Here is a 23171-nt window from a genome sequence, read left to right as displayed (position 1 = left end):
GCGAATTCAGGGCGAATTCTGGCGAACTCAGAGCGAATTCAGGGCGGATCAAGGCGGATCAGAGCGGATTCAGAAGGGAGTGCGGGCCTTCGCGGAATCGGATGACCCGTTGCGGAGCCGGTGGAACGCGTTGACCCGGACGGCGCGCAGCAGGGATCCCGGTGACGCGAACTCCTTGATGTCGATGAGACGGGAGGCGAAGGCGTAATAGTGCCTGGCCGCTCCGGCGTCGCGTGCCGCCGCGGAAAGCAGCAGCCGCTCGAAAGGATTGAACGGCCGCACGGCCGAATAGTTCTCCATCAGTTTGTGATGGCTGTCCAGCCCCGCGCGGTGGACCTTGGCGTACTCCGCGAGCCCCGGCAGCACGTCCCCCTGGCCCGCCACGGCCGGGCCGACCGCGTCCACCAGCCACTGCGCGGACTGGAACGCCCAGCCGCACCCGACCCCCCACAGCGGGTCGGTCGCCAGCGCCGCGTCGCCGACGAGGGCGAGCCCGGGACCGTACGGCTTGCGGTACACGTTGGGCAGATCGAGAGTTCCGACGATCTTGGAGACGCGCTCGGCCTCGTCGATGCGGGGAGCGTCGGGCAGGGCGCGGACGAAACGCTCGAAGCTTCCTTCGAGATCCTCACGGAATGCGGAGCTGTGCTGTTCCTTGTTCGGCGAGCAGGCGACCACGGTGATGTCGCCGTCGTTGGGGAAGGCGAAGGCGGTGTCGGGGTCGAGGAACCACACCCGGCTGGGATTGCCCTCCGGGGCCGGCAGGCCGCGGTACTGGGCGAAGAAGCCGAGCCTGTTGTTGGCGCTCAGCCTGGCGGGGAGCCCGCTGAGGCCGGCGACGGTCGAGTTGCGCCCGTCCGCGCCCACGACGAGTCGCGCGTTCACCCGCGTCTCCGCGCCGTTCGCGGTGATCCGGACCCCGGTGAAGCGGCCGTTCTCCTCCAGCAGCCCGTTGACGTTCTGGCCGAGTCGCAGGTCGACCCCCGGCGTTTCGGCGGCGAGCCGTCTGAGCAGGGGGTCCAGAGTCTGGCGCCGGATGTTGAGACCGTGGGGGAGCGCGTCCTTGCCGGGTTCGGGCTGCGGCGCGATCCAGCCCCAGCGGGTCCAGAGGTGGGTGACGTGCTCCTGGGCCCCGGCCTCCTCAAGCAACGGCAGCAGGCCCAGCGTCTTCAGGACCGGCATGCAACTCGGCTGCAGCGTATGGGTGCACAGCACCTTGTACGCGTCCATGTTGGAATGCTTTTCAAGTAGGGCGACGCGAGCGCCGAGATTCGCAAACAGCACCGCGCTGGCGCATCCGGCAATGCTTGCACCCACTATGACGACGTCATAGTCATCTGCCATGTGAGGTGTTTTCTACGAGGCTGTGAGGAAACCACTTCCGGGGGTTTGAAAGTGGCGGTCCGTAAAAGGGGGTTTAGAGAGATCATTAAGTGTTACCAGATAGTAGGGATCTCTCTCTCAGATCGTCAAGGGTGCGACACCCCCGTCCTATGGGCCATTTCCGTGGACATATGATGACCGTTGGTGACCGTGCGTCTATTTTGTTGCCGGCCCTTACCCGAACCCGCTGTCAGCCCTTGCTCGACCGGGCCGGCTCCGGCGCCGGGGCGGCGGCCAAGGAGCGAGCCTGGTCGGGATCGAGCGCCGAACCGCGCTCGAACTCCGCGGCGAACCTCGCACCGCCCAGAGCCCGCACCGACGCGTCGGTGATCCGGTCGACATCGGACCGCTCGGCCGGCGGCAACGGCGCGTCCGCCGCCTTCCTGGCCGCGGACGCGGCGCCCAGCAGCAGTGCGGCCTGGTCGTGGCGCCCGGCCAGGGAGCGCGCCCCGGCCAGGCCCTCCAGCGCGAGCGCCATGGCCCTGCGGTCGCCGATGACGTCCCTCGACACGGTGAAGGCGTCCAGGTGCAGCGCGAGGGCGGCCTCGGCGTCGCCGCGCTGCTCGGCCACGAAGCCCAGCTCGGCCAGGATCAGCGCGTTTCCCGGCTCGTGGTCCACCCGGCGATACCACTCCAGCACCGCGCGCAGGTGCTTTTCCGCCGCATCCGGCTCACCGGCCCTGCGCGCGCCGAGCCCCAGCCCGATCTCCGCGTAGATCTCGGCGGGCTTGAACCCGTGCTCCACGGCCAGGTGGCGGGCCCGCTCGTGCAGGTCGGCGGCCTGCTCGTAGTCGCGGGCCAGCAGCGCGAGCCTGCCCAGCCCGGACAGCTTGTAGGAGACCTCGGGCCACAGCCCCAGCTCCTCCGCCGCGCGCAGGCCCTCGTGGTAAAGCCGCCGCGCCCGCTCGTACTCGTGGGCACCGACGACCTCGCCAAGTGGTCGTCCACGCGCGACGTGGTCAACTCCGTGACGGGCGGCTTGCAGTACGCGGCCATGGGCGCCCACTCGTGGGGCGTCAAGGTCGTCGTCGGCACCGTGCCGCCGATGAAGGGCGCTCCCCACGACCCCGCCCAGCTCAAGCGGATCAACGACTGGATCCGCGCCTCGCCGTAGCACTTCGACGGGATCGTCGACTTCGGCAAGGCGCTCGCGGACCCGGCCGACCCCGAGCGGCTCAACCCGGCCTACGACAGCGGGGACCACGTGCACCCCAACGACGCGGGATACCGGGCGATGGCCGACGCCGTCGATCTGAGCGGGCTGGGGTAGAGCCGCCGCCGACCCGGACGGGTCAAGGCGGAACCGCCACCGGTCCCGGCAGGCTGAAGTAAAACCGTCGTGATGAGCCCGGCGGCTCCTGGAGCCGCCGGGCTCATCGGGCTTTGCGGAGTCCCTCAGGCTTCGCAGGGCTTGTCGGGTTCACCGGGCTCGGCTCAGGACCGCCCGACCGCCTCGATGAGGCTCGGCAGGCCGTCCGCGACGCGCCGGTCGATGAGGGCCTTGAGGGGAGCGAGCAGGTCGCCGCCGAACCCCTGCTCCTCGCTCGCCCGGATGATGTTGTCCAGACCCGCCTGGTTGACGTTCAGGTTGGAGACGTCGGTGGCGTAATCCCCGTTGCCGATGTCCTCGGCGAGGGCGGGGAGCAGGGCGTACGGGTCCGCGGTGCCCGGCCCCGTCTACTGAGTCGGCTCGGCCTCGTCAGCCGACCCGGCCTGCCCGCCGGAGAACACCTCATTGACGAGTCTCTGCGTCGCCTTCTGGAACGCGACTGCCAGGGACAGCGCGGCGTCGTCGGCATAGTTCAGCGCGGCGGTCAGAGTCTTGCTGCCGTCGGGCGTGCTGTACATCAGCGCCGCGTGACCCGCCATGCCGCCGTTGTGGGTGATGACGGTGCCGCCGTCCGGGCCCGCATCCTGCACGAACACCCCCAGGCCGTAGCCGGCCTTGGGCTCCGGCGTGCACATCTCGGCCAGCAGCGGGGCCGGCAGGAGCTTGCCGCCCATCAGTGCGGAGATGAACGTGTGGAGGTCCTGGGTGGTCGAGATCATGTCGCCGCCGCTGGAGATCCAGGAGGGGTTCTGGCGGGTGACGTCGACCGTCTTCTGCTCGCCGGCGTCCTCGTACCGGTAGTAGGCGTGGGCATGAGGCTCGGGGACCTCCGTCTGGGTGGTCGGCGCCACGGTGCCCGACAGGTGGAGCGGCCCCAGGATCCGTCGCTGCATCTCCTCGGCGTAGGTGTGGCCGGTCACCTTCTCGATCAGCAGCCTGGCCAGCACGTAGTTGGTGTTGGAATAGCTCCAGTCCGTGCCCGCCTCGAACCGCGCCGGCTTGGACAACGCCAGCTCCACCAGCTCCTCCGGCCGGTAGGTGTGGAACCGGTTGTCCACCCACTCTTTGCCCGAGGTGGTGGCGGGGATCCCCGGCACGTACTCGGGATAGTAATCACCGGTGAAGTTGAACACCCCGCTGGTGTGCTGCAACAGCATCCGCACCGTGATCCGCCGGTCCAGCCCGAACTCGGGCAGATAGTCATCCGCCGGGGTGTCCAGCCCGATCATGCCTTCGGCCACCAGCTGCAGCACCATGGTCGCGGTGAAGGTCTTGGTGTTGCTGCCGATCCGGACATGCCCGTTCGTCGGCGGCTTCGCGGCCCCGCCCAGCTCGGCCGCCCCGGCACTGCCGACCCACTCGCCCCGCTCATCGTGCACCCGCAGCGACACCCCGACGAAGCCGGAATCAACCATCTCCTGGATGACCTTCTGCAGCTCCGGGCGATCCTGCCCCGCAGTTTCCTTCGGCACGGCCCCGTTGCCCGCTTCGGCCACCCCGGGCGTGGCCGAAGCGGCATCCAGGGCTGCGGTGATCTTGCGGGCCATCTCCGTCATGGTGGGGCTGGACTCGCCCTGGTGGGTGCGGGTGGATGCTTCGACGGCGACGATGACGGTGCGGCGGAAGTTGTCGGCCTCGGCCGGCTCCTGCTGCTTGAGCAGGCTCATGGCCGCGGTCAGGGCCGGGAGCACCTGGTCGGCGAGGTCGGCTACAGTCTTGCCCCATTTCACGCCCTTGGGCGCCTTGGCGAGCACGTGCCCGACCAGGCCGGTCGCGGAGGTCAGCGCGATGGAGCCCTCGGTGGCGGCCTTGTGCGCCGAGCCGGCGGCACCAGCGGCGGACATCAGCGAGACGGCGCCCCACGCGGCGATCCGCAGGGTGAGTTTGTCCTGGTCGGTAAGGGTGACGGACATGATTTATGCACTCCTCAAATCTGTTACGGAATTCAATAGAGCAATCTGGATCGCTCAGGCCGGGTCGCCCGAGGGGGTCTCACCCAGCCAGACTTGAGGCCGCAATCGCTGAATCGTTCATGGCGTCCACCATCGCCGACCGTCCTGATACCAGGCCGTTGCCGTCCTGACGCCACCGCTGACACGACACCGCATGGTCGACGGCGGGTTGATCAGCTGGGTCGATGACGTTCGTGAGGGGTTCGGTGGCGGGCTGGAGGAGCAGCGGGAGTGGTCGCCGCTGCTCGGCCATCGACCGCGTCATCGCCGGCCCCGGTGCCGGTGCCGAGGCCCTTCCGGTCAGGCGTGCCGCGCGTCGGCGGGACGGCCGGTGCGGTCCATGTGAGGCATGACGAGGACCGCCTTGCGATCGTCGCCGTCAGGCCGTGGCCGCGGCGGGTTCGGGGGTGGTCTCGGGTTCGGGGGCGGCCGTACGGCGGGCGATCATCGGGGCCAGGAGCCCGACTCCGAGAGCGGCGGCGATGCCCGCGACGGCGCTGAACCACCAGACCGCGGCGGGGCCGACGGCGGCGTAGACGGTGGTGCCCACGGCCAGGGCGGCGAATCGGGCGACACCCCAGGTCCACTGGTAGCTGCCCTGGTAACGGCCGCGGGCGTCCGCCGGGGCGAGGCTCGCGATGATCGCGCCGGGGATGCCGCCGACCATCGCCTCGCCGATCGACCAGAGCACGACGGTCCCGCCGTACGTCCAGACGTCGTGCGCCACCCCGGTCAGCGCGATGCCTGTCGCGGTGATCACGCTGGCGCCCACAAAGACCGGGATCTGCGGGAGCCGGGCCAGGACGTTCATGGCGACCGGTTGCAGCAGCACCACCAGGATCGCGTTGAGCGTGGCCATCAGGCCGAGCGTGGTGGCGGGCAGGCCGTGATCGCGGATCGCCAGCGGCAGGCAGACCTCGGTGAGCGAGTAGATCACCAGTCCGATGCCGAACAGCGGGAGCAGCGCCCGCATCAGCGGATCCCGGAACACCACCCCGTAGCCCGTCCCGCTTCCGGAGTCGGTGGTCTGGGCGGCGCCACCGCGTCCGCCGGGCAGCAGCGCGACCACGATGAGCGCGTACGCCAGCGACGTCGCCGCGTCCATCGCGAACAGCAGCCAGTAGCCGTGTGTCGCCAGGAAGCCGCCGAGAATCCCGGCCGCGGCGGTACCGATGTTGACCGCCCAGTGGAACAGGGAGAAGGCGGCGCGCCGCCGCTCCGCCGTCACCGCGTCGGTCAGCAGCGCGCCGGCGGCCGGGCCGACCATGGCACCCGCCGCGCTGAGGAACACGGCCGCGAGCGCCAACGTGACCACATTCGGGGCGGCGAACAGCATGCCCTGAGCGAGAGCCGTTCCGACCAGCCCGGCCAGCATCGTGGGGCGCCGTCCGACCCGGTCGGCGAGCAGGCCGCCGACCATCGGGCCGATCAGGTTGCCCGCACCCAGCGCGCCCAGAACGTACGGGGTCTGCTCGGTGGGAATGCCCCGCGATCCGAGATAGAAGACGAGGAAGGGCGTGACCACATAACCGAGCCGGTTCACCACGGTTCCGGCGAAGATGATCCAGGCGGTGCGGGGCAGTCCGCTGAAGGTGGAGAGCATGACGGGAATCCTGCGCCCGGCATAGACTCGGGGCCACTGATTAAGCTCAGACTGAATCCACGGAGCGGTCATGCTGTCCGAACTGGCCTTCACGGCTGACGACCTGGCGCTGACCCGGTTCGCGGTCTCGCCGATGTGGGAGGTCGTCACCAGTTTCCGGCTGCTGGCAGCGGGCTCCGCGCATCCGGTGCATCACACCTGGATCGATCAGGTGCGGCCGCGAGCGGCCGCCGCCGGGCTGGACTCGGGCTGGCTGGCCGAACTGATCCCACCCACCGGCTATCTTCCCGATTTCCTCACCCCGCTGCCGTCCGAACTGGCCCCCACCCTCGACGCCGAGCTCGCCGCCATCCGCGCCACCTCGGCCGATCACGTCCTGACCGACCTCGACGTCCTCGGCCGCACCGGTCCCCGCTGCCAGGCCCTGCGTGCCGACCCGGAATCCCGGCTGGTCCGGGTCACGGAGGAGATCGAGACCTACTGGGAACTGGCGCTCGCCCCTTACTGGGCGAAGATCCGCGCGGTGCTGGACGCGGACATCTTCCACCGCGCCCGCCAGGTGGCCGAGCACGGCGTGGGTCACCTCTTCAACGACCTGCATTCCACGCTGAGCTGGGACGACAACACCCTCCGGATGGTTCGCAAGCAGTGCGGCATCTCCCGGAAGAACACCGGGCCGGGGCTGCTGCTGGTCCCCTCGGCCTTCGCCGTGAACACGTTCACCTGGTCACGCTCGCCGGAGTCGCCCCAGCTCGCCTACCCGGCCCGGGGCACCGGCACGCTGTGGGAACGCCGCCCGGTAGCGCGCACCGAGGCGATCGCCGCCGTCATCGGCCGCTCCCGGACCATCCTTCTGACCGAGCTGGAGGCCCCGGCCTCCACGACCGAGCTCGCTCACCGCACCGGCATCTCCGCGGCCGGGGTTTCCCAGCACCTCACCGCCCTGCGTGACGCGGGCATGGTCAGCGCCCATCGTGCCGGGCGCTCGGTCCTCTACGCCCGTACGGCCGTCGCGGAATCCCTTCTCGCCGCGACCGCCTGAGCCGCCGGGGCCGCCTGAACCGCCTGAGCCGCCGGGGCCGCCGGGGCCGTCTGAGCCGCCGCGACCGTCGCGGCCGCTGAGAACGCGGAGCCTTCCCCCCATCATCCGAGCTGCGAGGGCCTGGGATGGGTGGAGTGTCCTAGTCTGGCGACCGTGAACCCCATTCTGACGACGGAACGTCTGGTTCTCCGCCCGGTGACCGTACAGGACCACGCCGCGCTGCTGGCTCACTGGACCGCGCCGGACGTGCGGCGGTTCCTGTTCGACGGAGCGATCCTGTCCCCGGCCGAGATCACCGAGGTCATCGACGACAGCGTGCGGGACTTCGCCTCGGCCGGGTACGGCCTCTGGCTGATTCGGGAGACGGACGGGACCGACCTGGTCGGCACAGCCGGACTGCGGCCGCTGGAGGACCTCGGACTTGAGGTTCTCTACAGCCTGGCGCCCGGCGCGTGGGGCAAGGGGTACGCCACCGAGGCCGCCCGCGCCGTGGTGGAGCACGCCCTCGGTCCACTCGGGGTGCCCGAGGTGCTGGCCGAGGTCGACGAGGGCAACGCCGCGTCGGTCGCGGTCGTCGAGCGGCTCGGCATGACCCCGTTCGAGGTGGTACCCGGCCTGCTCGGCCCGATGACCCGCTATCGCCGGACGCGCTGAACCGCCGAGCCGGATCTCGTTGGCGAACGCCCGCCTCTTCGGGGTCTCATGGAGAACTGCCGGATTCGCACCCCCTGCCATTGCCGTACGGACGTCGTGCGGCCACGCGAAGAGCGGACTGTGGTTTTCCTCAGTGGGATCGCTGGGGTCTTCGCGGGCGAGACCGACGGTTTACCTCATGGGCCGGTGGCGTGGGTGTTCATACCGTTGTACCCATGATCAACGGAATTCGCCGATGCCTGATCGCCGGAGTGCTGACGGCAATTTTGGTCCACCCCTCCCTGTCTGCCTCGGCGGCTCCTCCGCCCGCGCGGGAGACGACCAAGACCCTGATCGATCAGCTGGTCAAGGGGGACAAGGCGACAGCCGCACTCATCCGCGTGGACGGCAAGGACGGCAAGGACGACGGCTGGGCGTACGGTGCCGGAGTCAGCGACCTCAGATCCGGCAGGCCCGCCGCGGCCGACGGGTACTTCCGCATCGGGAGCATCACCAAGACGTTCGTGGCCACCGTGGTCCTGCAGCTGGTGGACGAGGGACGGCTCGCCCTGACCGATCCGATCGAGCGTTACCTTCCCGGCCTGGTGCCCCACGGCAGCGACGTCACCGTCAAACAGGTGCTCAACCACACCAGCGGCTTGTACGACTACATGCATGAGCCCGGATATTCCACCAACCGATGGCGGGGACAGGACCGGTTCCGCCACTACGAGCCCCAAGCCCTGCTCAAAGTGGCCTTCGCCGATCCCGCCGGATCCACCGCGCCGGGCTCGACCTGGTCCTACTCCAACACCAACTACATCGTCGCCGGACTGCTGATCGAGGAACTGACCGGCCGCCCATACGGAGAGGAGGTCAAGCGCCGGATCCTCCGGCCGCTCGGCCTGACCCAGACGTTCGTCCCGGGGGACAGGGCGGGACTGCCCACCCCGCACGCGCATGGCTATGAGGTGCTGGCCAATGGGAAACCGGTGGATGCCACCCGGATGAACCCCTCGCTCGACTGGGCCGCGGGAGAGATGGTGTCGACCGGGCGTGACCTCAACCGCTTCCTGGCCGCTCTCGTCGGCGGCAAGCTCGTCAGCCGGTCCTCCCTGGCCGCCATGCGGACGACCGAGGCCACAGGCGCCGGGTTCGGGTACGGACTCGGCCTTCAGAAGTACGCGCTGCCCTGCGGCAAGACGGTCTGGGGTCACAGCGGCGAACTCATCGGCTATCTGACCTTCGCCTTCACCACCGACGAAGGCACAAGGATGACCTTGTCCCTGAACCCGTCCAAGCTGCCTGTCACCACAAATGAGGTCTTCGCCATAGCGACGGCGACGTTCTGCTGAACGGCAGGAGCCCGCTTTCCGGGCTCCGCCGGAAAGCGCCGCCCGGCGAGCGGCGTGCCGGGTGCGGGACCGTACGAGACAGGCGGGACAGGCCATGAGAGGCGGCACACCGGACCTGGGCGGCCGGTGTGCCGCAGGCGCGACAGCGGTGCACGGCTGACGTGCTGAATACGCGGAACGGCCGACGAATCCGACGACATCCGCGGGGTCGGAACTCGGCGCCACGTACTCCCTCCGCACGACCGCAACCCTACCGACCGCCCCTGCACGGAGCCGTGGTCACGTTCATCGCCAGAACGAGATTCGTAGATGTCGGCTCGACGGACATGGTGAGGGAAGCCGGTCGGGATCTTCTACCGCGTCACGGACTCCGAGTCCGCCATGGCCGATCCGGACTATTCGGGGCCGCGGAACATGCGCACATTCGGGAGCTTGCCGCGCCACAGTTCCCGCTCGTCGGTCAGGACGAACCCGTGACGGGCGTAGAAGTTCACGGCCCGCTCGTTGTAGCTCGTGACCCAGAGGCGGATCGGTACGTTTCCGGCCCAGGCCAGGAACTCGCTCATGAGACGGCTGCCGATGCCCTGGCGCTGGGCCTGATCCAGGAGATACATCGGTCCGAGCGAGGTCACATCGCCTCGTTTGCCGCATATGAGGCCGACAATCTCGCCATCGGAACGGACGACGCGACAGAAGACGTTGCGGGGATCCCGCTGGGCGGCTTCGATCACCGTGCGCCATTGGGCGATCCCGTCGGCGGTCACCACCGAACCGACGTGCTCCCTGATCCAGGCTTCGTCGATGCCCGCTTCCCGGTTGGGATAGGTCTGGAGCCAGGCCGTCAGGTGGACGCGCCCGAGAGCGGCGGCGTCGGCAACGTCAGGGGATCCGATCGATTCAGGTGGGGGGCGGTGCTGGGACATGGGTCGAGAGTAGGGCGTTCAGGTTCCGAAAATCCGCCTGCTGGCGGACATGGAATCAAGGGCTGCTTTGACGACCGGGGAGGGGGAGGATTTCTACCGTGAGCCCATGATTTTCCATGCGAACGCGTTCCGCCGCACAGCCGCGGGTGTCAGCCTCATCCTCGCCGCCCTTGTTCTCCCCACCGCGGCGCAGGCGGCCACAACACAGACCTCTGCCTCCGTGGCCGCCGGCACCTGGGTGAGCCAGGGCCCCTACCCGTCCTTGAGCCTGTGCACGGCGGCGGCTTCCGCGTACGGTCCCAACGCTTACTGCTATCAGCGGTACGGCCGTTGGTATCTGATGGTCTGGAAGTAGCCGGCACACGGGAAGAGGCCCTCGGAGCCGGAGGGCGCTTCGGGGGCCTCGCGCCTTCATGAAGGCGGCCTCAGCTTTCGTGAAGGTCTCCATGAAGGCGGCCTCGGCCTTCGTGAAGCCGACTCAGCCGGGCTCCGGGCCTCCGGGACGGACGATGCCGGACTCGTAGGCATACCGGACGGCCTGCGCGCGGTCCCGGAGGGAAAGCTTGGCCAGCAGCCGGTTGATGTGCGTGCTCACCGTGGCGTGGCTGATGGACAGCGTCGCGGCGATCTCGGCGTTGGACAGCCCCCGCGCGACGAGGCGGAGTACTTGCTCCTCCCGTGCGGTCAGCCCGGAGGCGGCCGGTGCGGCCACCGGGGCCCGCCGGTAGGCGTCGATCACCCGCCGCGTAACGGTCGGGTCGAGCAGCATGTCCCCCCGAGCCGCGCTGCGGATCGCCGCGAACAGGTGCTCGGGCGGCGAGACCTTGAGCAGGAAGCCGCTGACCCCGGCGTGCAGCGCGTGGTCGAGGTTCTCGTCGGTGTCGTATGTCGTCAGCATGATCACCCGAGGCGGATCCGGTGCGGCGAGTATCCGCCGAGCCGCCTCCAGCCCGTTGATCCGTGGCATCGCGATGTCGAGGAGCACGACGTCGGGCCGCAGGCTCCTGGTCAGTTCCACGGCGGACTCCCCGTCGGATGCCTCGCCGAGCACGGACAGGTCGGGCTGGGTGTCGATGACCAGGCGGAGCCCGGCCCGGATCATCGCCTGGTCGTCGGCGATGAGGATCCCGACGGCGCCCGTGCCGCCGTTCTCGCCGGACTCGTTCACAGGGGAAGCACCACCCGTACGCCGAATCCACCCGAGCCGAGCGGTCCGGCGGTGAACGTCCCCTGGAACAGCGCGGCCCGCTCCCGCATGCCGATCAGACCGTGCCCGCCCTCCCGTCCCCGGCTCCCTCGGGACCCCCGGGGCCCCTGGTCCACCACTTCCAGGTGGAGTTCGAGGGGGTGGTATCCGACGGTCACCGCGGCCGTCGTCGGGCCCGCGTGCTTGAGGGTGTTGGTCAGCGCCTCCTGCACGATGCGGTAGGCGGACAGGTCGAGTCCCGCCGGCAGCCGCACCGGCTCGCCTTGGACGTCGAGTGTCACCTCAAGTCCCGCGGCGCGGACCTGTTCGAGCAGGTCGTCCAGACGGTCGAGACCGGGTTGCGCGTCGGACCCGCCGTCCTGCGGCCCACGCAGCAGTCCCAGCATGCGCCGCAGCTCGTCGACGGCCTCCCGGCCCATCTCCTCGACCGTGGTGAGCATCTCCCGCTCCCGTTCCTGCTCCTCGTGGAGCATCAGCCGTACGCCACCGGCCTGCAACGTCATCACGCTGACGCTGTGGGCGACGATGTCATGTAGTTCGCGGGCGATACGGGTGCGCTCCTCTGACACGGCCTCGCGGGCGAGCAGCTCCCCGCGCTCGGCGGCCTGTACGGCGAGCACCCGGTGGCGGCGTACGGCCAGCCCCGCCCCGGCGGCGATCGCGCACATGACCAGCCCCACGGCGACGTCTCCCCACCCGGGAGGGGGAGAGGCGATGGCGATCATGAAGAACACATAGGTTCCGGTGGCGGCCACCCCGGCCGCGGCCTTCGCGCTGCGCGGCTGTACTTCGGACAGCAGGGTGAACAGCAGCACGAGCTGCGTGTAGAACTGCCAGGCGGCAGCCGGCTCGTGCAGCAGGGCGAACGACGTGATGTTGGCGGTGGAGTAGACGGACAGGACGGCGAACGGGGCCCGGCGTCGGAACAGCACCAGGATCGCGGCTGCGCCGCCGACGGCGACCCACAGCGCGAGATATTGACGGGACGGAGCCATGGTGCGCCCGCTGATCTCCTCGGCCACCGCGAACAGGCCCACGGCGCTCGCGACCAGCCAGTCGACGCGGGTGGGAGGACGGCGACGGAACATGAGCGAAGACTAGCTTCAGGATTCATTGCACCGTTCCAGGGCACCGGCGGGCGGCCCCGCACGTGATCGGGCAGCCTGGAGCCCTCCCGAGTCCGCCTTCAGAAGTACGCAGGATCACCTTCAGGATTACGCAGGATCAAAGGGCGCTTTGACGACGCGAACGGGCATCGCTCCCTACGGTCCCCTCCATGATTTCCAACGCGAACTCGTTCCGCCGCGTCGCGGCGGGCGCAAGCCTCGTCCTCGCTCCGCTCTGCCTGCTCCTCGGCATGGCCGTCGACCCCGTGCAGCCCGGCGTCGAGGACCCTCTGGCGTACGCCCACAACCCCGTGGCCGTCGGCATCAGCGCGACGCTCCTGCACTACGCCTGGATACTCTGGGTGCCCGGTGTCATCGGGCTCGTCCACCTGGTGCGCCGCAAGGGCGTGGTGCTCGCCCACATCGCGGGCGTGGTGGCCGTCCTCGGGCTCATCAACTTCTCGTCCCTCATGATCTCGGACTTCTTCGACATCGTCCTCTTCCAGAGCCTGCCCGCCGCTCAGGCCGAGAAGCTCATGCAGGACGCGGCGCAGCCCGCGATGATCGCCGCCTGGCAGATGCCCGGGATGATCGGGTCCTTCCTCGGGCTCGTCCTCGTCGCCGTCGCGTACGCCAGGGCGGGCAGGGCCGGATGGTGGTTCCCCGCCGGAGTGCTCGCGGGCATCGTGGTCTGGGTCGTCGGCGCGAACGCTTTGAACCTCTTCCTGGGGCTGGGCGGGCCGGTCCTCCTGCTGGTCGTCTTCGGGATCGTCGGGGTCTCACTCATCCGGATGCGCGACGAGGAGTGGTCGCCGGCGGCCGGGTGAGCTCTGCTGAGCCTCCTAGTGGGATGGGCCAAAGTGCGCGCTTCAGACCCGGGCACCGGGATCATTGGGACAGAAAGTGCGTAGTGGAGTTACTGGGGGGCGGCTGTGATCAGTGTGCTGCTGGCCGAGGACATGCACCTCATCAGGGGGGCGTTGGTCGCGCTGATCGAGTTGGAAGACGACATGCGGGTCGTCGGCGAGGTGGCCACCGGGGAGGAGGCGGTCACGCGGGGGCTCGAACTGCGCCCCGAGGTGGTGGTGCTGGACATCCAGATGCCGGGACGGCTGGACGGGCTGGCGGCGGCGGAGGAACTGCGGGCGCGGGCGCCGGAGTGCGGGCTGCTCATGCTGACCTCGACAGGGAAGACCGAGACGCTTCGCCGAGCGCTGGCGGCCGGGGCACGCGGTTTCATGCTGAAGGACGCGCCGCCTGCCCGGCTGGCCGAGGCGATCCGGCGGGTCGCCGCGGGCGAGACCGTCGTCGATCCGAGTCTGGCCGCCGCAGCCATCACCGGGCGGCCGAATCCGCTGAGCCCACGCGAGGCCGAGGTTCTGCGACGGGCGGGCGAGGGCGCCGACCTGGCCGAGATCGCGGCCGAACTGTTCCTGAGCAAGGGGACGGTGCGAAACTACCTCGGGGCGATCGTCACGAAGCTAGACGCGCGCAACCGGCTCGACGCTGTGCGCATCGCCGCCGAGAACGGCTGGATATAGGACGGCCAGCCGGTACTCGCCGTCGTCGCCACCGGCGGTCAGCGTGCCGCCCGCGGCGGCGACCCGCGTGGTGAGGTTGGCTGTGCCGCTACCGGTTCCCCGGACGCCGGAGGCGCCGTCGTTGACGATCCGCAGTCCGGCCGGGGTGATTTCGATGAGGCAGCGGGTGGCGTCGCTGTGCCGCAGCACGTTGGTGACGGCCTCGCGCAGGACGATCGCCAGCAGCGCGTCGTCCCGTTCCGACTCCCGGCGGACGGTGACCTCGACGCCCGCTGCTTCAAGGATCGAGCAGGCCGAGTCCAGCTCGGCCGCCAGCGACAGCCGAGGATCGGGCTCGGCGGGGATGACGCGCAGCGCGGCCAGGGACCGGCGGGCGATCGCGGCGATCTCCGCGAGCTGATCTCCGGCGGCCTCCGGCTCCAGCCGTACGGCCAGCTCGGCCTTGACCGTGATGGCGGACAGCCCGTAGCCGAGGAGGTCGTGAACATCGCGGGAGATGCGTCTGCGCTCGTCGGCGGCGGCGAGCGCGGCCAGCGCGCGCTGGGCCTCCCTCGCCTGGAAGACCAGCGCGGTCTGCGCCGCCAGCCCGTAGAGCATGGCCGCGATGGCGACGGCGTTGAACGTCCAGTACAGGTTCTCGGAGGGAGGGTAGCCGCGGACGGCCAGCACGGCGGACAGCGACGCCACGACCGCTCCGGCCAGCGGCCACCACGCTCGCCCGTAGACCAGGAAGCCGGCCGCGGCGAACCCGGCGAGCTGCGGATAGGCCTGCCCCGGATACAAGAGCGTGATGGCCGTGAGCAGGAGCAGCGTGGTGGCCGTCCATACGGCGTGCCGTGGCCGTGCGCCGGGCGGACGAGGCAACGCGTGGTACAGCTGCAGCCCGAGGATCCCCGCGGCCAGCAGCGCGGGCGCGGGACGTCCCTGGAGGTAGATCAGCGAGGTCACGAGGTATCCGGCGTGCACCGCGACCAGGATCGGCAACGCGAGCCGGGGCGTGAGATCCGGCTCGGGCACGGGTTCGCCCGGCGTCTCCGGGACGGCACGCGCCCGCGCGGCCGTCTCCCGGGAGACCGCGGCGATCCGTGCCGCGTCACCGCGCCCGGCGAGGTCGATGATCATGGACAGGGTCGTTCCGAGGACGGCCTCCAGATCGCGGGCGGCCCGCACCCGTTCGGCGGAGACCGACCGGGCGGCGAGCTCGGCGCGCGCGGCGTGGACGGCGGCGCGCGTGTCCCCGAGCCGGGTCACCCCGAACAGGACAAGCCCCTGACACGCGGCGTTCAGCACCGCGAGCGCGACCCCGAACGGCGTCGCGGGCGCAAGAAGGGCCGCCGCCGTGACCACCACCGCGAACAGGCACCAGCGGGTCGCCCCGCGCAGGACGAGCAGTGCCGACGACGCGACCATGCCCGCCGCCGCGGGCCCTGCCCAGGGCAGGAGCAGGGTCTGGGCCGCCAACGACCAGCGGCTCCGCCACGGCGTCAGGCAGTGCAGCAGCTGGAGGACAAGAACGAGGGCGAACGGTGGGCTTGGCACCGGGTGGAGTGGATCGAACGCGGCGCCTGCGAGAACCACCAGAACGATCAGCACCTTACGCACCATATGCCCTGGTCGTGCATTCTCCATGCCGGAGTCGGGTGCCAGACACTGATGGCGGACGAGGCCCGCGCGGCACGCTGCCGGGCATGAAGAAAGCGATCACCGTGGCCCTCGCCGTTCTCACCCTCCACGCCGCCCCCGCCTTCGCCTCCACTGTCCATGTCGATGACCTCGGAGCGGCCATCGACCGCGCCGTCCCCGCGATCCTCACCGAAGACAGGATCCCCGGTGCGGCCGTCGTCGTCGTGGAGAACGGGAAGACGGTGGTCAGCAAGGGCTACGGGCTGGCCGACGTGGGCACGGGCCGTCCCGTCGATGCCGCCACGCCGTTTCTCACCGGTTCGTTGGCCAAGGTGTTCACCGCCGAGGCCGTCCTCCACCTGGTCCGGGAGGGCAGGCTCGACCTGCACGCCGACGTCAACCGCTACCTCACAGCGTTCACAATCAAGGACACCTATCCGGGCCGTCCGGTGACCTTGGAGCACCTGCTCACCTACACCGCGGGCTTCGACGACGACATCATCGGTCTCGCCGGGGAGGACCCGGCGAGGCTGCCCTCCCTCGCCGAGAGCGTCAAGGCCCGCCAGCCGCGCCGGGTGCGACCGCCCGGCACCCGGATCGTCTACGACAACTACGCCCTCGCCCTCGCGGGCTATCTCGTCGAGGTGGCATCGGGCGAACCGTACGCCCAGTACGTCGCCAAGCACGTCTTCGCCGCACACGGCATGACCGGCGCCACCGCCGCCCTCCCGCACCCCGCCGCGATCGGGGTACGGCTCGCCCGCGGCTACCGGCCGGACGGCGGCGGCTACACCGAGCAGAAAGGCCAGTACGCCCCCTGGACGCCGTCCGGCACCGGCCCCGCTGTCACCCCCGCCGACATGGCTCGCTACATGATCGACCAGTTGAAGGGTGGTCCCATCGCGCGGCAGATGCAGGAACGGCACTTCACCGTCGACGAGCGTATGCCCGGCATGGGCTACACCCTTGAGGAACGGCCGCGCAACGGCCGCCGGATCCTCTACAAGGACGGCGACGTTCCCGGCTACCACAACGCCATGGCCCTCATGCCGGACCGGAAGTTCGGCGTCTATGTCGTCTTCAACGGCGACGGCACATCCGGCACCGCCGCATGGGACGCGCAGAAGCTCCTCAACCAGATCATCGACTGGCACTTCCCCCCACCCGCCGCGCCCACGCCCGCCGTCCCCACGTCAGCCGCGCGCACGCCCGTCGTCTCCACTTCCACTGCCGTCCCCACGCCTGTCGCGCCCGTCGTCCCCACTTCCATTGCCGTCCCCGTGCCCACTCCGCTCACCACGGACGTCTCCCACTACGCGGGCTCCTACCGGTCCGCCCGTACCAGTCACACCAGCCTGACGAAGGCCTCGACCCTGTTCTTCGTCCCGACCGTCGAGGCTCACCCCGACGGCACCCTCACCACCGTCGGTCTTTCCCCGGACCCCGACCGGGTGGCCCAGCACTGGATCCAGATCGCCCCCAGCCTCTTCCAGGAGCGCGACGGCCAGGCCCGCATCTCCTTCCCCGGCGACGGCACCCTCGTCTCCTCCGCCCTCCCCTCCGAGGTCTACGAGAGAATTCCCTGGTACGACGCCCCCGCCTTGAACCTCCCGCTCTTCGCGATCGGCGCCCTCGCTTTGCTCCTCGCGACCCTCGGCCTGCCCCTGGCCGCCGCCGTCCGCCGCATCCGCAAGGCCCGCTCACCGCTCCCTGCCCGCCTCGCCACCCTCTCCGCCTGGATCAGCGCCGCCCTGGCCACCGCATTCCTCGTCGGTTTCGTCCTCCTCATGGCCGACCCCAACGTCCTCATGTCAGCCCTCCCGCTGAACTCCCCGCACCTCGCCGCCCTCCCCGTCCTGGCCACCTTCGCTCTGGTCTTCGCCATCCCCATGGCCCCCGCCACGGTCATCGCTTGGCACGCCCGCTGGTGGAGCCTGCCGTTCCGGGTCGCCTATACCCTGCTCACCCTGGCCGTGGCCGTCTACTTCAAAGTCGCCCTCGACTACCGCCTCCTGCTCTTCTGATCCAAGAAGAGCTCGATCGGCATGCGATCGAAGATCTAGGGCGCGGACCCCTGGCTTTAGCCATGGGGGTAAGCCCTTCTCTCGAAACTTCGTACGGTAGACAGCGCAGCGCCGCATACTGATCCGCGTGGCTGTGACGCTGCGGACCACCAGCACCATCGCGTTCCAGCGCGCGTCCCATGTGGTGTGATGCCCGACCTGCCGGCGCCGCGTGCTGGGCGGCCGGATCGAGGTGCGGCTCAAGCAGCTCATTGGTGAGGTGATCGAGGAGAAGGGGGCGTGGCTGGTGGAGGTCGAGGTCATGCCCGATCATGTGCACCTGCTGGTCGAGGTGGACCCGCGGTTCGGCATTCACCGGCTGGTCAAGGCCGTCAAGGGCAGGTCTTCCCGGGTGCTGCGCGAGGAGTTCCCGCACCTGAAGTCGTGCCTGCCGACGTTGTGGACGAACTCCTCCTTCGTGGCCACGGTGAGCGGCGCGCCCCTGGCTGTGGCCAAGCGGTGCGTCGAGAACCAGAAGAGCCGGTGAATGATGCTGACCGGCCGCAAGTACCTTCTGGACCTGACACCCGGGCAGGCCGCCTTCGCCGAGCGGATCGGCGGGGCGTGCCGGGCGGTGTGGAACACCGCACTGGAGCAGCGCCGCACCTACCGGCGGCGTGGGGCGTTCATCGGCTACCACGAACAGGCCCGCCAGCTGGCGCAGGCCAAGAGCGAGCCGGGGCTGGAGTGGCTGGCCGAGGCGCCCGGGCACTGCCTGCAGCAGACCCTCATCGACCTGGATCAGGCATGCGCCATGTACGGCACGTGGAAGGTGCGCTGGAAGTCCAAGATGCGCACCCGCCCGTCGTTCCGGTTCCCCGAAGGCGGCAAGATCGCGGTGGAGCGGCTGAACCGCCGCTGGGCGCGGGCCAGGCTGCCCAAGCTGGGCTGGGTCCGGTTCCGCTGGACCCGACCGCTGGGCGGGGCGGTGAAGAACGCCATCGTCATGCGGGAGGGGCAGCGCTGGTACATCAGTTTCCTGGTCGACGACGGTGAACAGACTCCCGCCAGGCACGCCAAACCCGACAGCGGGGTCGGCGTGGACCGCGGCGTGGTCAAGATCGTGACCACCAGCGAGGGCCGGTTCCACCACCGGGTGTTCGCCACCGACCGGGAGGTCGAGCACGCCGCCACGCTTCAACGCGACCTGGCCCGTACCCGTAAGGGGTCCACCCGGCGCAGGCGTGCCGCGCGCCGGGTGGGGGCGTTCGCTGCGCGGATCCGCCGCCGCCGTGCGGACTTCGCGGCCAAGACCGCGCATGTGCTGACCCGCGACCACGACATGATCGTGTTTGAGGCGTTGAAGACCACGAACATGACTAAGGGCGTCGCGCCCCGGCCGGACCCTGACCAGCCGGGGGCTTTCCTGCCCAACGGCGCCGCCGCCAAGTCCGGCCTGAACCGGGCCATCCTGGACAAGGGCTGGCGCCGGATCGAGCTGGCGGTGCGGAGCAAGGCCCGGTACACGGGCACCTGTGTGATCATCGTTGATCCGGCGTACACGAGTCAGACGTGCAACGTGTGCAAGGTGGTGGATCGGAAGTCCCGCGAGAGTCAAGCGGTCTTCCGGTGCACCTGTTGCGGACACACCGAGCACGCGGATGTGAACGCCGCCAAGAACATCCTCACCGCCGGGAGGGCGGAGCTCGCGACGGCCAGGCCGGCCGCGCGGGCTGGGGCGCGCAAACCACGCAACCGCGTGGGCCGGAAGGTGAACCGCCAAGCAACAGCGGCGCAGGACCCTCCTACGGCGAGTCCCGGGCTGGCTGGAATCCCCCGGCTTTAGCCGTGGGGAGCGCTTCAATACGCACGGGAACCATGGCGGCGTCCCACGGGTATCGGTCAGCCGGCGTCCGGAACGTAGGTCAGGTTGAGCACGCCGGTCTGGAACGTTTCGGACTTGACCAGCTTCAGCGGGTAGGTCGGGGTGCCCTCGAACAGTCGCTGGCCATGCCCGACGGCGATCGGATGGACAAGCAGGTTCAGCTCGTCGAGGAGCCCGTTGGCGAGAAGCCATCGCACGGTCGTCGCGGAGCCGGACATCTGGATGTCGCCGTCGGTCTGCTCTTTGAGCTCGCGCAGTTTGGCCGCGACGTCATCGGAGACGACGGTGGTGTTGTTCCAGTCCGCCTTCTTCAGGGTGTTCGACACGACGTACTTGCGGGCGTTGTTGATGAACTTGGAGAAGTCCTGGTCCACGTCCGCCGTCGGCCAGTACGCCGACCACTCCTCGTACAGCTTGCGGCCCATCAGGAACGCGGCCGCGTTCTGCACGCCCGCCTCGACTGCGGCGCCCATCTCGTCGTTGAAGTACGGGAAGTGCCACTGGTCCGGTGATTCGACCACGCCGTCCAGGGAGATGAAGAAGTTCGCGATGATTTTGCCCATTTCTCTGTCCTTTTGTCGTCGGAGTTATGAGGAGTGATTCGCAACCACGGTCCGGGCTGATGGGCGCCACGTCTGCGATGTCAGCGGGGCGTGGCGGATCAGTGGGATAAGGCGCCCGGCCTGCTTGGTGAACTGACGGGCGGTGGTCGCTTGGCTCGACACACAACGAAGCTAGCGTCTCGCTACGACATTTTCCGCGCCAAGATCCCCTAGATATGTATGGGGTCCGGCCGGGGACCGTACGCTACGCGTGGAGTCGAGCAATCCCATCCTCATCGAGCAAAAACACCCGCCACGCACGCCGGCTGATGATCGCCTCTCGACCCCGGTTCGACGCGGGGAAAAGTGCTGCCCGCCAGCTTGTCACCTTTCGTGACCGCGAACAGGGAGAAATGCCTGCCCACTAACCAGAAACGGTTTCACCCGTGCTTGACTGACCCTCTCTACTATCCGCGATCATGTCGAACATGGTGTTCAACCGTTTTCTTGCCATCGGGCTTCTCGGCGGAGTCGCGCTGCTTCCTCTCCTCTGGCTCCAGCGGGGCGATGAATTCGAGCACATGCGCTTGGCCGCGCTCATGGGCCTGGACATCGGCCAGTTCTTCACGGTCCCCGTCGCACTGGCGGTCGGAGCCTGGAAGGTCCGCCCTTGGAACAAGCGGTCCCGTCCGGCGTCTCCAGGCTTCGTCCTGGGAGGGGTCACCTTCGTGTTCGGGGCTTTGGTCATGACGCAGGCGATGGCCACGACCCTATGGCTCGAAGGCCGGCCATCCGGAGTCGGCGATCCGGACGGCGAATCCGCTATGGCAATGCTCGCTGTGCTTTCGGGAGGAGTGACCCTGCTCGTCGGCACGATGATCTTGATCAATCGAGGCATCGCCGTCAGACGTTCCCGGAAGATGAAGGTCCCAGGGCTCATGGGCCACTGGCGAACGGAGAACATTACGGATGCGAGAAGTCCGGACTCCTGACCTCTTGCTTGCAAAGACGTATGCCGATCATGCTCGACCTGTAAAAAACCGGCTCAGAACCGCTCCTGGTATTGCTGGAACCTTCGTACAGACCCAGGACGTTGTATTGATCAACAAATCCTGATCAGCGGAGGAGGGGCGGGTTGACGACACCCCCCGAAGACCGACCGGCCCAATTTCCTCGCACGTTGGTCCTTATCGTGGGCGGCACGGTTGCCCTTGCCGTCACTCTGATTGCAGCGGCACTGTTAGCACTTGATCTTGTTGCGGAGCATGCTGCCGGCTCGCTCCCAAAGGAGATCTCCGCTGGTTACGGCATCCCATCGGATGCCAAACCTGGTGACTGCCTGAAGGATGGGAAACACGACGACTACGAGATGGTTGCCTGCACGGACATGACGGCAGTGTGGAAGATCACTCGCACCTTCAGCGGCATGACCAAGGGAGCCTTCGACGCCAAGATGGCCAACGGCGGCGACATCTGCTCGGAAGGTGAGACGACCACCGCCTCCTACAGCGGTGAAAGCGCCAACACCGAGGCGGCGGTTTACTGTCTGGCCCGGCCCGCCACTGCGCTGGCCAAAAAGCAGGCAGCTTTGGAAGCCGAGGAGCTTCGGGACCCGTCTGGTGCCCAGTTGAACGCCGCGATTGGTGACTGCCTGACGTCCGGCACGGACATGAGTTACAAGGTCGTCGCCTGCACCGACGCGGCGGCCCGGTGGAAGGTCACGAAGAAGGTCGAAGGCATGGCGCGCAGCGAGTTCGAGTCTCCCAAGGACGGTGGCGTTGTCTGCAAGTCGGGGGAGAGGGCGGTCAGCCAATGGGATGACGAGCATAACCAGGCGCAGATCGACGTTTTCTGCATCGCATCCATAAACTGATCACCAGTTTGGGAAGATTTCGGGTAGCGATCTTGTGACCTGCTCCGGTGCAGGTCAATGCGGGAAGCGGCCGACCCGCAAGTGCCTATGATCCCCCTGTTTGACCGCCCTGACGGGCACACAACGGGCACGCGCATGGGACCCTGAGTCGTGGAGCGGATGACACTGGCGAGGCTGCTCGACCGTGACGGAGAGGCGGCATCCGCATGTCGTCGCTTGCCTCGGTGTGAGCCAGCAACGGTAGGCCCTGTCCGTGCGAACGCGTACATCTCAGCCCACTGACTACCCGGACTTGTCGCGATCATCTCGGAGCCTGAGGCCCCCGCCGGAGGCAGCTTGAAGCAGTACCCCGATGGGTGGGACTCCGTGAGATCGGAGGCCCGCCCGTTCCTACGTGCCGATCACCCACGAGTTGGTCACTCTGAACGCGGTCAGCATGACTGTTGCGGTCCCCGCTGCGGCTAACACGACCAGGGTGGTCAATCCCACAAAATGTCGTTGTGTATGGTGCTGGCCTCCATCTACATTGGCGCTGTGATCGACACCCGGGAGCTATACGCACCTACCTTGCTGTATGTCGTGGGACCGCCAGCAGTCGGCAAGATGACGGTGGCCTATGAGATCGCGCAGCGTACCGGGTTGAAGGTATTTCACAATCATTTGTCTATCGAGCCGGCGCTACGGTTCTTTGAATTCGGTAGCCCGCCTTTTGTCAGAACCGTCAGCGAATTCAGAAGCCGGATCTTCACTGAGGTGGCCTCCAGCAACCTGCCGGGGCTGATATTCACGTTCGTCTGGGCGTTTGACCTGCCCAGCGACCAGGCTGAGCTGGAGCATTACGCGACCCCGTTTCGAAGCAGGGGAGGGCAGGTCATCTACCTGGAGCTTTCGGCGAGCGAGGAAGTGCGTCTTGAGCGGAACAAAGGAGAGCTCCGCCTGGCCGAGAAGCCGTCCAAGCGTGACCTCGAGTGGTCGCAGCGTAATCTCTTGGAACTAGACAGGAAGTATCAACTCAATTCTAATGGCGAGTTTGACGAGCGGGCGGACTATCTACGGATCGACAACACTGAACTCTCAGCGGATACCGTGGCTCTGCGGACTATTGAGCATTTCGGCCTCGGCTGGCAGATATCCGAGTAGCCGTGTTATCGGGCTATCGCCGATGCGCTA

Annotated in this window: 22 protein-coding genes and 1 pseudogene; 13 read left to right on the top strand and 10 right to left on the bottom strand. The window is 68.5% G+C overall.

Annotated elements, in window-relative coordinates; translation table 11 throughout:
- Positions 1-69: 69 nt before the first annotated feature.
- Complete coding sequence (locus tag ACFY2X_RS34710; protein ID WP_389946991.1) at positions 70-1344, bottom strand: NAD(P)/FAD-dependent oxidoreductase; 1275 nt, start codon at positions 1342-1344, stop codon at positions 70-72.
- 229 nt (positions 1345-1573) lie between these two features.
- Positions 1574-2389: a tetratricopeptide repeat protein gene (locus tag ACFY2X_RS34705; protein ID WP_389946990.1), complete on the bottom strand. Its 816-nt coding sequence runs from the start codon at positions 2387-2389 to the stop codon at positions 1574-1576.
- 120 nt (positions 2390-2509) lie between these two features.
- Between ACFY2X_RS34705 and ACFY2X_RS34700 the strand changes: the two genes are divergently transcribed.
- A complete protein-coding gene (locus tag ACFY2X_RS34700; RefSeq protein ID WP_389947115.1) occupies positions 2510-2653 on the top strand; it encodes an SGNH/GDSL hydrolase family protein in 144 nt (47 codons plus the stop codon).
- Between the two features lie 164 nt (positions 2654-2817).
- Here the strand turns inward: ACFY2X_RS34700 and ACFY2X_RS34695 are convergent, their stop codons facing one another.
- The 3 genes from ACFY2X_RS34695 to ACFY2X_RS34685 all read right to left on the bottom strand — a co-directional run bounded on the left by ACFY2X_RS34695 (position 2818) and on the right by ACFY2X_RS34685 (position 6268).
- The gene (locus ACFY2X_RS34695) at positions 2818-3030 is read right to left on the bottom strand and encodes a hypothetical protein (protein WP_389947113.1); all 213 of its coding nucleotides are present in this window, start codon (positions 3028-3030) and stop codon (positions 2818-2820) included.
- 30 nt (positions 3031-3060) lie between these two features.
- Positions 3061-4626, bottom strand: a complete 1566-nt coding sequence (locus tag ACFY2X_RS34690) for a serine hydrolase domain-containing protein (RefSeq protein ID WP_389946988.1) — start codon at positions 4624-4626, stop codon at positions 3061-3063.
- A gap of 418 nt (positions 4627-5044) precedes the next feature.
- Positions 5045-6268: an MFS transporter gene (locus ACFY2X_RS34685; protein ID WP_389946986.1), complete on the bottom strand. Its 1224-nt coding sequence runs from the start codon at positions 6266-6268 to the stop codon at positions 5045-5047.
- A gap of 70 nt (positions 6269-6338) precedes the next feature.
- Here ACFY2X_RS34685 and ACFY2X_RS34680 point away from each other — a divergent pair, with 70 nt between their 5' ends.
- The 3 genes from ACFY2X_RS34680 (at position 6339) to ACFY2X_RS34670 (ending at position 9298) form a co-directional block, all read left to right on the top strand.
- Positions 6339-7310, top strand: a complete 972-nt coding sequence (locus ACFY2X_RS34680; protein ID WP_389946984.1) for a helix-turn-helix domain-containing protein — start codon at positions 6339-6341, stop codon at positions 7308-7310.
- A 153-nt stretch (positions 7311-7463) separates the two neighbouring features.
- Positions 7464-7964 (top strand): GNAT family N-acetyltransferase, encoded by a 501-nt coding sequence (locus tag ACFY2X_RS34675; RefSeq protein ID WP_389946982.1) that lies wholly within the window; start codon positions 7464-7466, stop codon positions 7962-7964.
- Between the two features lie 215 nt (positions 7965-8179).
- Positions 8180-9298, top strand: coding sequence for a serine hydrolase domain-containing protein (locus ACFY2X_RS34670; protein WP_389946980.1), 1119 nt, complete (start codon positions 8180-8182; stop codon positions 9296-9298).
- 395 nt (positions 9299-9693) lie between these two features.
- Here ACFY2X_RS34670 and ACFY2X_RS34665 read toward each other — a convergent pair whose 3' ends face one another.
- Positions 9694-10221, bottom strand: a complete 528-nt coding sequence (locus ACFY2X_RS34665) for a GNAT family N-acetyltransferase (RefSeq protein ID WP_389946978.1) — start codon at positions 10219-10221, stop codon at positions 9694-9696.
- 106 nt (positions 10222-10327) lie between these two features.
- On the opposite strand from ACFY2X_RS34665, the gene ACFY2X_RS34660 reads away from it, so the two are divergent.
- Positions 10328-10576, top strand: a complete 249-nt coding sequence (locus tag ACFY2X_RS34660) for a hypothetical protein (RefSeq protein WP_389946976.1) — start codon at positions 10328-10330, stop codon at positions 10574-10576.
- Positions 10577-10699: 123 nt separating this feature from the next.
- Here the strand turns inward: ACFY2X_RS34660 and ACFY2X_RS34655 are convergent, their stop codons facing one another.
- Complete coding sequence (locus tag ACFY2X_RS34655; protein ID WP_389946974.1) at positions 10700-11389, bottom strand: response regulator; 690 nt, start codon at positions 11387-11389, stop codon at positions 10700-10702.
- A complete protein-coding gene (locus ACFY2X_RS34650; RefSeq protein WP_389946972.1) occupies positions 11386-12516 on the bottom strand; it encodes a sensor histidine kinase in 1131 nt (376 codons plus the stop codon). The genes ACFY2X_RS34655 and ACFY2X_RS34650 overlap by 4 nt, the downstream gene beginning before the upstream one ends.
- Positions 12517-12704: 188 nt before the next feature.
- Between ACFY2X_RS34650 and ACFY2X_RS34645 the strand changes: the two genes are divergently transcribed.
- Positions 12705-13361, top strand: coding sequence for a hypothetical protein (locus ACFY2X_RS34645; protein WP_389946971.1), 657 nt, complete (start codon positions 12705-12707; stop codon positions 13359-13361).
- A gap of 105 nt (positions 13362-13466) precedes the next feature.
- A complete protein-coding gene (locus tag ACFY2X_RS34640) occupies positions 13467-14075 on the top strand; it encodes a response regulator (RefSeq protein ID WP_389946969.1) in 609 nt (202 codons plus the stop codon).
- Here the strand turns inward: ACFY2X_RS34640 and ACFY2X_RS34635 are convergent.
- Positions 14016-15668 (bottom strand): sensor histidine kinase, encoded by a 1653-nt coding sequence (locus ACFY2X_RS34635; protein ID WP_389946967.1) that lies wholly within the window; start codon positions 15666-15668, stop codon positions 14016-14018. The genes ACFY2X_RS34640 and ACFY2X_RS34635 overlap by 60 nt on opposite strands.
- 95 nt (positions 15669-15763) lie before the next feature.
- Between ACFY2X_RS34635 and ACFY2X_RS34630 the strand changes: the two genes are divergently transcribed.
- The 3 genes and pseudogenes from ACFY2X_RS34630 to ACFY2X_RS34620 all read left to right on the top strand — a co-directional run bounded on the left by ACFY2X_RS34630 (position 15764) and on the right by ACFY2X_RS34620 (position 19547).
- A complete protein-coding gene (locus tag ACFY2X_RS34630; protein WP_389946965.1) occupies positions 15764-17722 on the top strand; it encodes a serine hydrolase domain-containing protein in 1959 nt (652 codons plus the stop codon).
- 127 nt (positions 17723-17849) lie between these two features.
- Positions 17850-18248: pseudogene (gene tnpA, locus ACFY2X_RS34625) on the top strand (IS200/IS605 family transposase).
- On the top strand, positions 18249-19547 hold the full coding sequence (locus ACFY2X_RS34620; RefSeq protein WP_389946963.1) for an RNA-guided endonuclease InsQ/TnpB family protein: 1299 nt from the start codon (positions 18249-18251) through the stop codon (positions 19545-19547).
- 56 nt (positions 19548-19603) lie between these two features.
- Here ACFY2X_RS34620 and ACFY2X_RS34615 read toward each other — a convergent pair whose 3' ends face one another.
- Complete coding sequence (locus ACFY2X_RS34615) at positions 19604-20149, bottom strand: dihydrofolate reductase family protein (RefSeq protein ID WP_389946961.1); 546 nt, start codon at positions 20147-20149, stop codon at positions 19604-19606.
- Between the two features lie 458 nt (positions 20150-20607).
- Between ACFY2X_RS34615 and ACFY2X_RS34610 the strand changes: the two genes are divergently transcribed.
- From ACFY2X_RS34610 to ACFY2X_RS34600, 3 genes are all read left to right on the top strand, one after another.
- Positions 20608-21120, top strand: coding sequence for a hypothetical protein (locus ACFY2X_RS34610; protein ID WP_389946959.1), 513 nt, complete (start codon positions 20608-20610; stop codon positions 21118-21120).
- 200 nt (positions 21121-21320) lie between these two features.
- Complete coding sequence (locus ACFY2X_RS34605) at positions 21321-22001, top strand: hypothetical protein (RefSeq protein WP_389946957.1); 681 nt, start codon at positions 21321-21323, stop codon at positions 21999-22001.
- Between the two features lie 534 nt (positions 22002-22535).
- Positions 22536-23141 carry a hypothetical protein gene (locus ACFY2X_RS34600; protein WP_389946955.1) on the top strand — a complete coding sequence of 202 codons (606 nt, stop codon included), beginning with the start codon at positions 22536-22538 and terminating at the stop codon, positions 23139-23141.
- Positions 23142-23171 lie beyond the last annotated feature (30 nt).

It is taken from the genome of Streptosporangium sp. NPDC000396, from assembly GCF_042898655.1.
GTDB lineage: Bacteria > Actinomycetota > Actinomycetes > Streptosporangiales > Streptosporangiaceae > Streptosporangium.
This window is presented reverse-complemented; position numbering and strand designations above follow the sequence as displayed.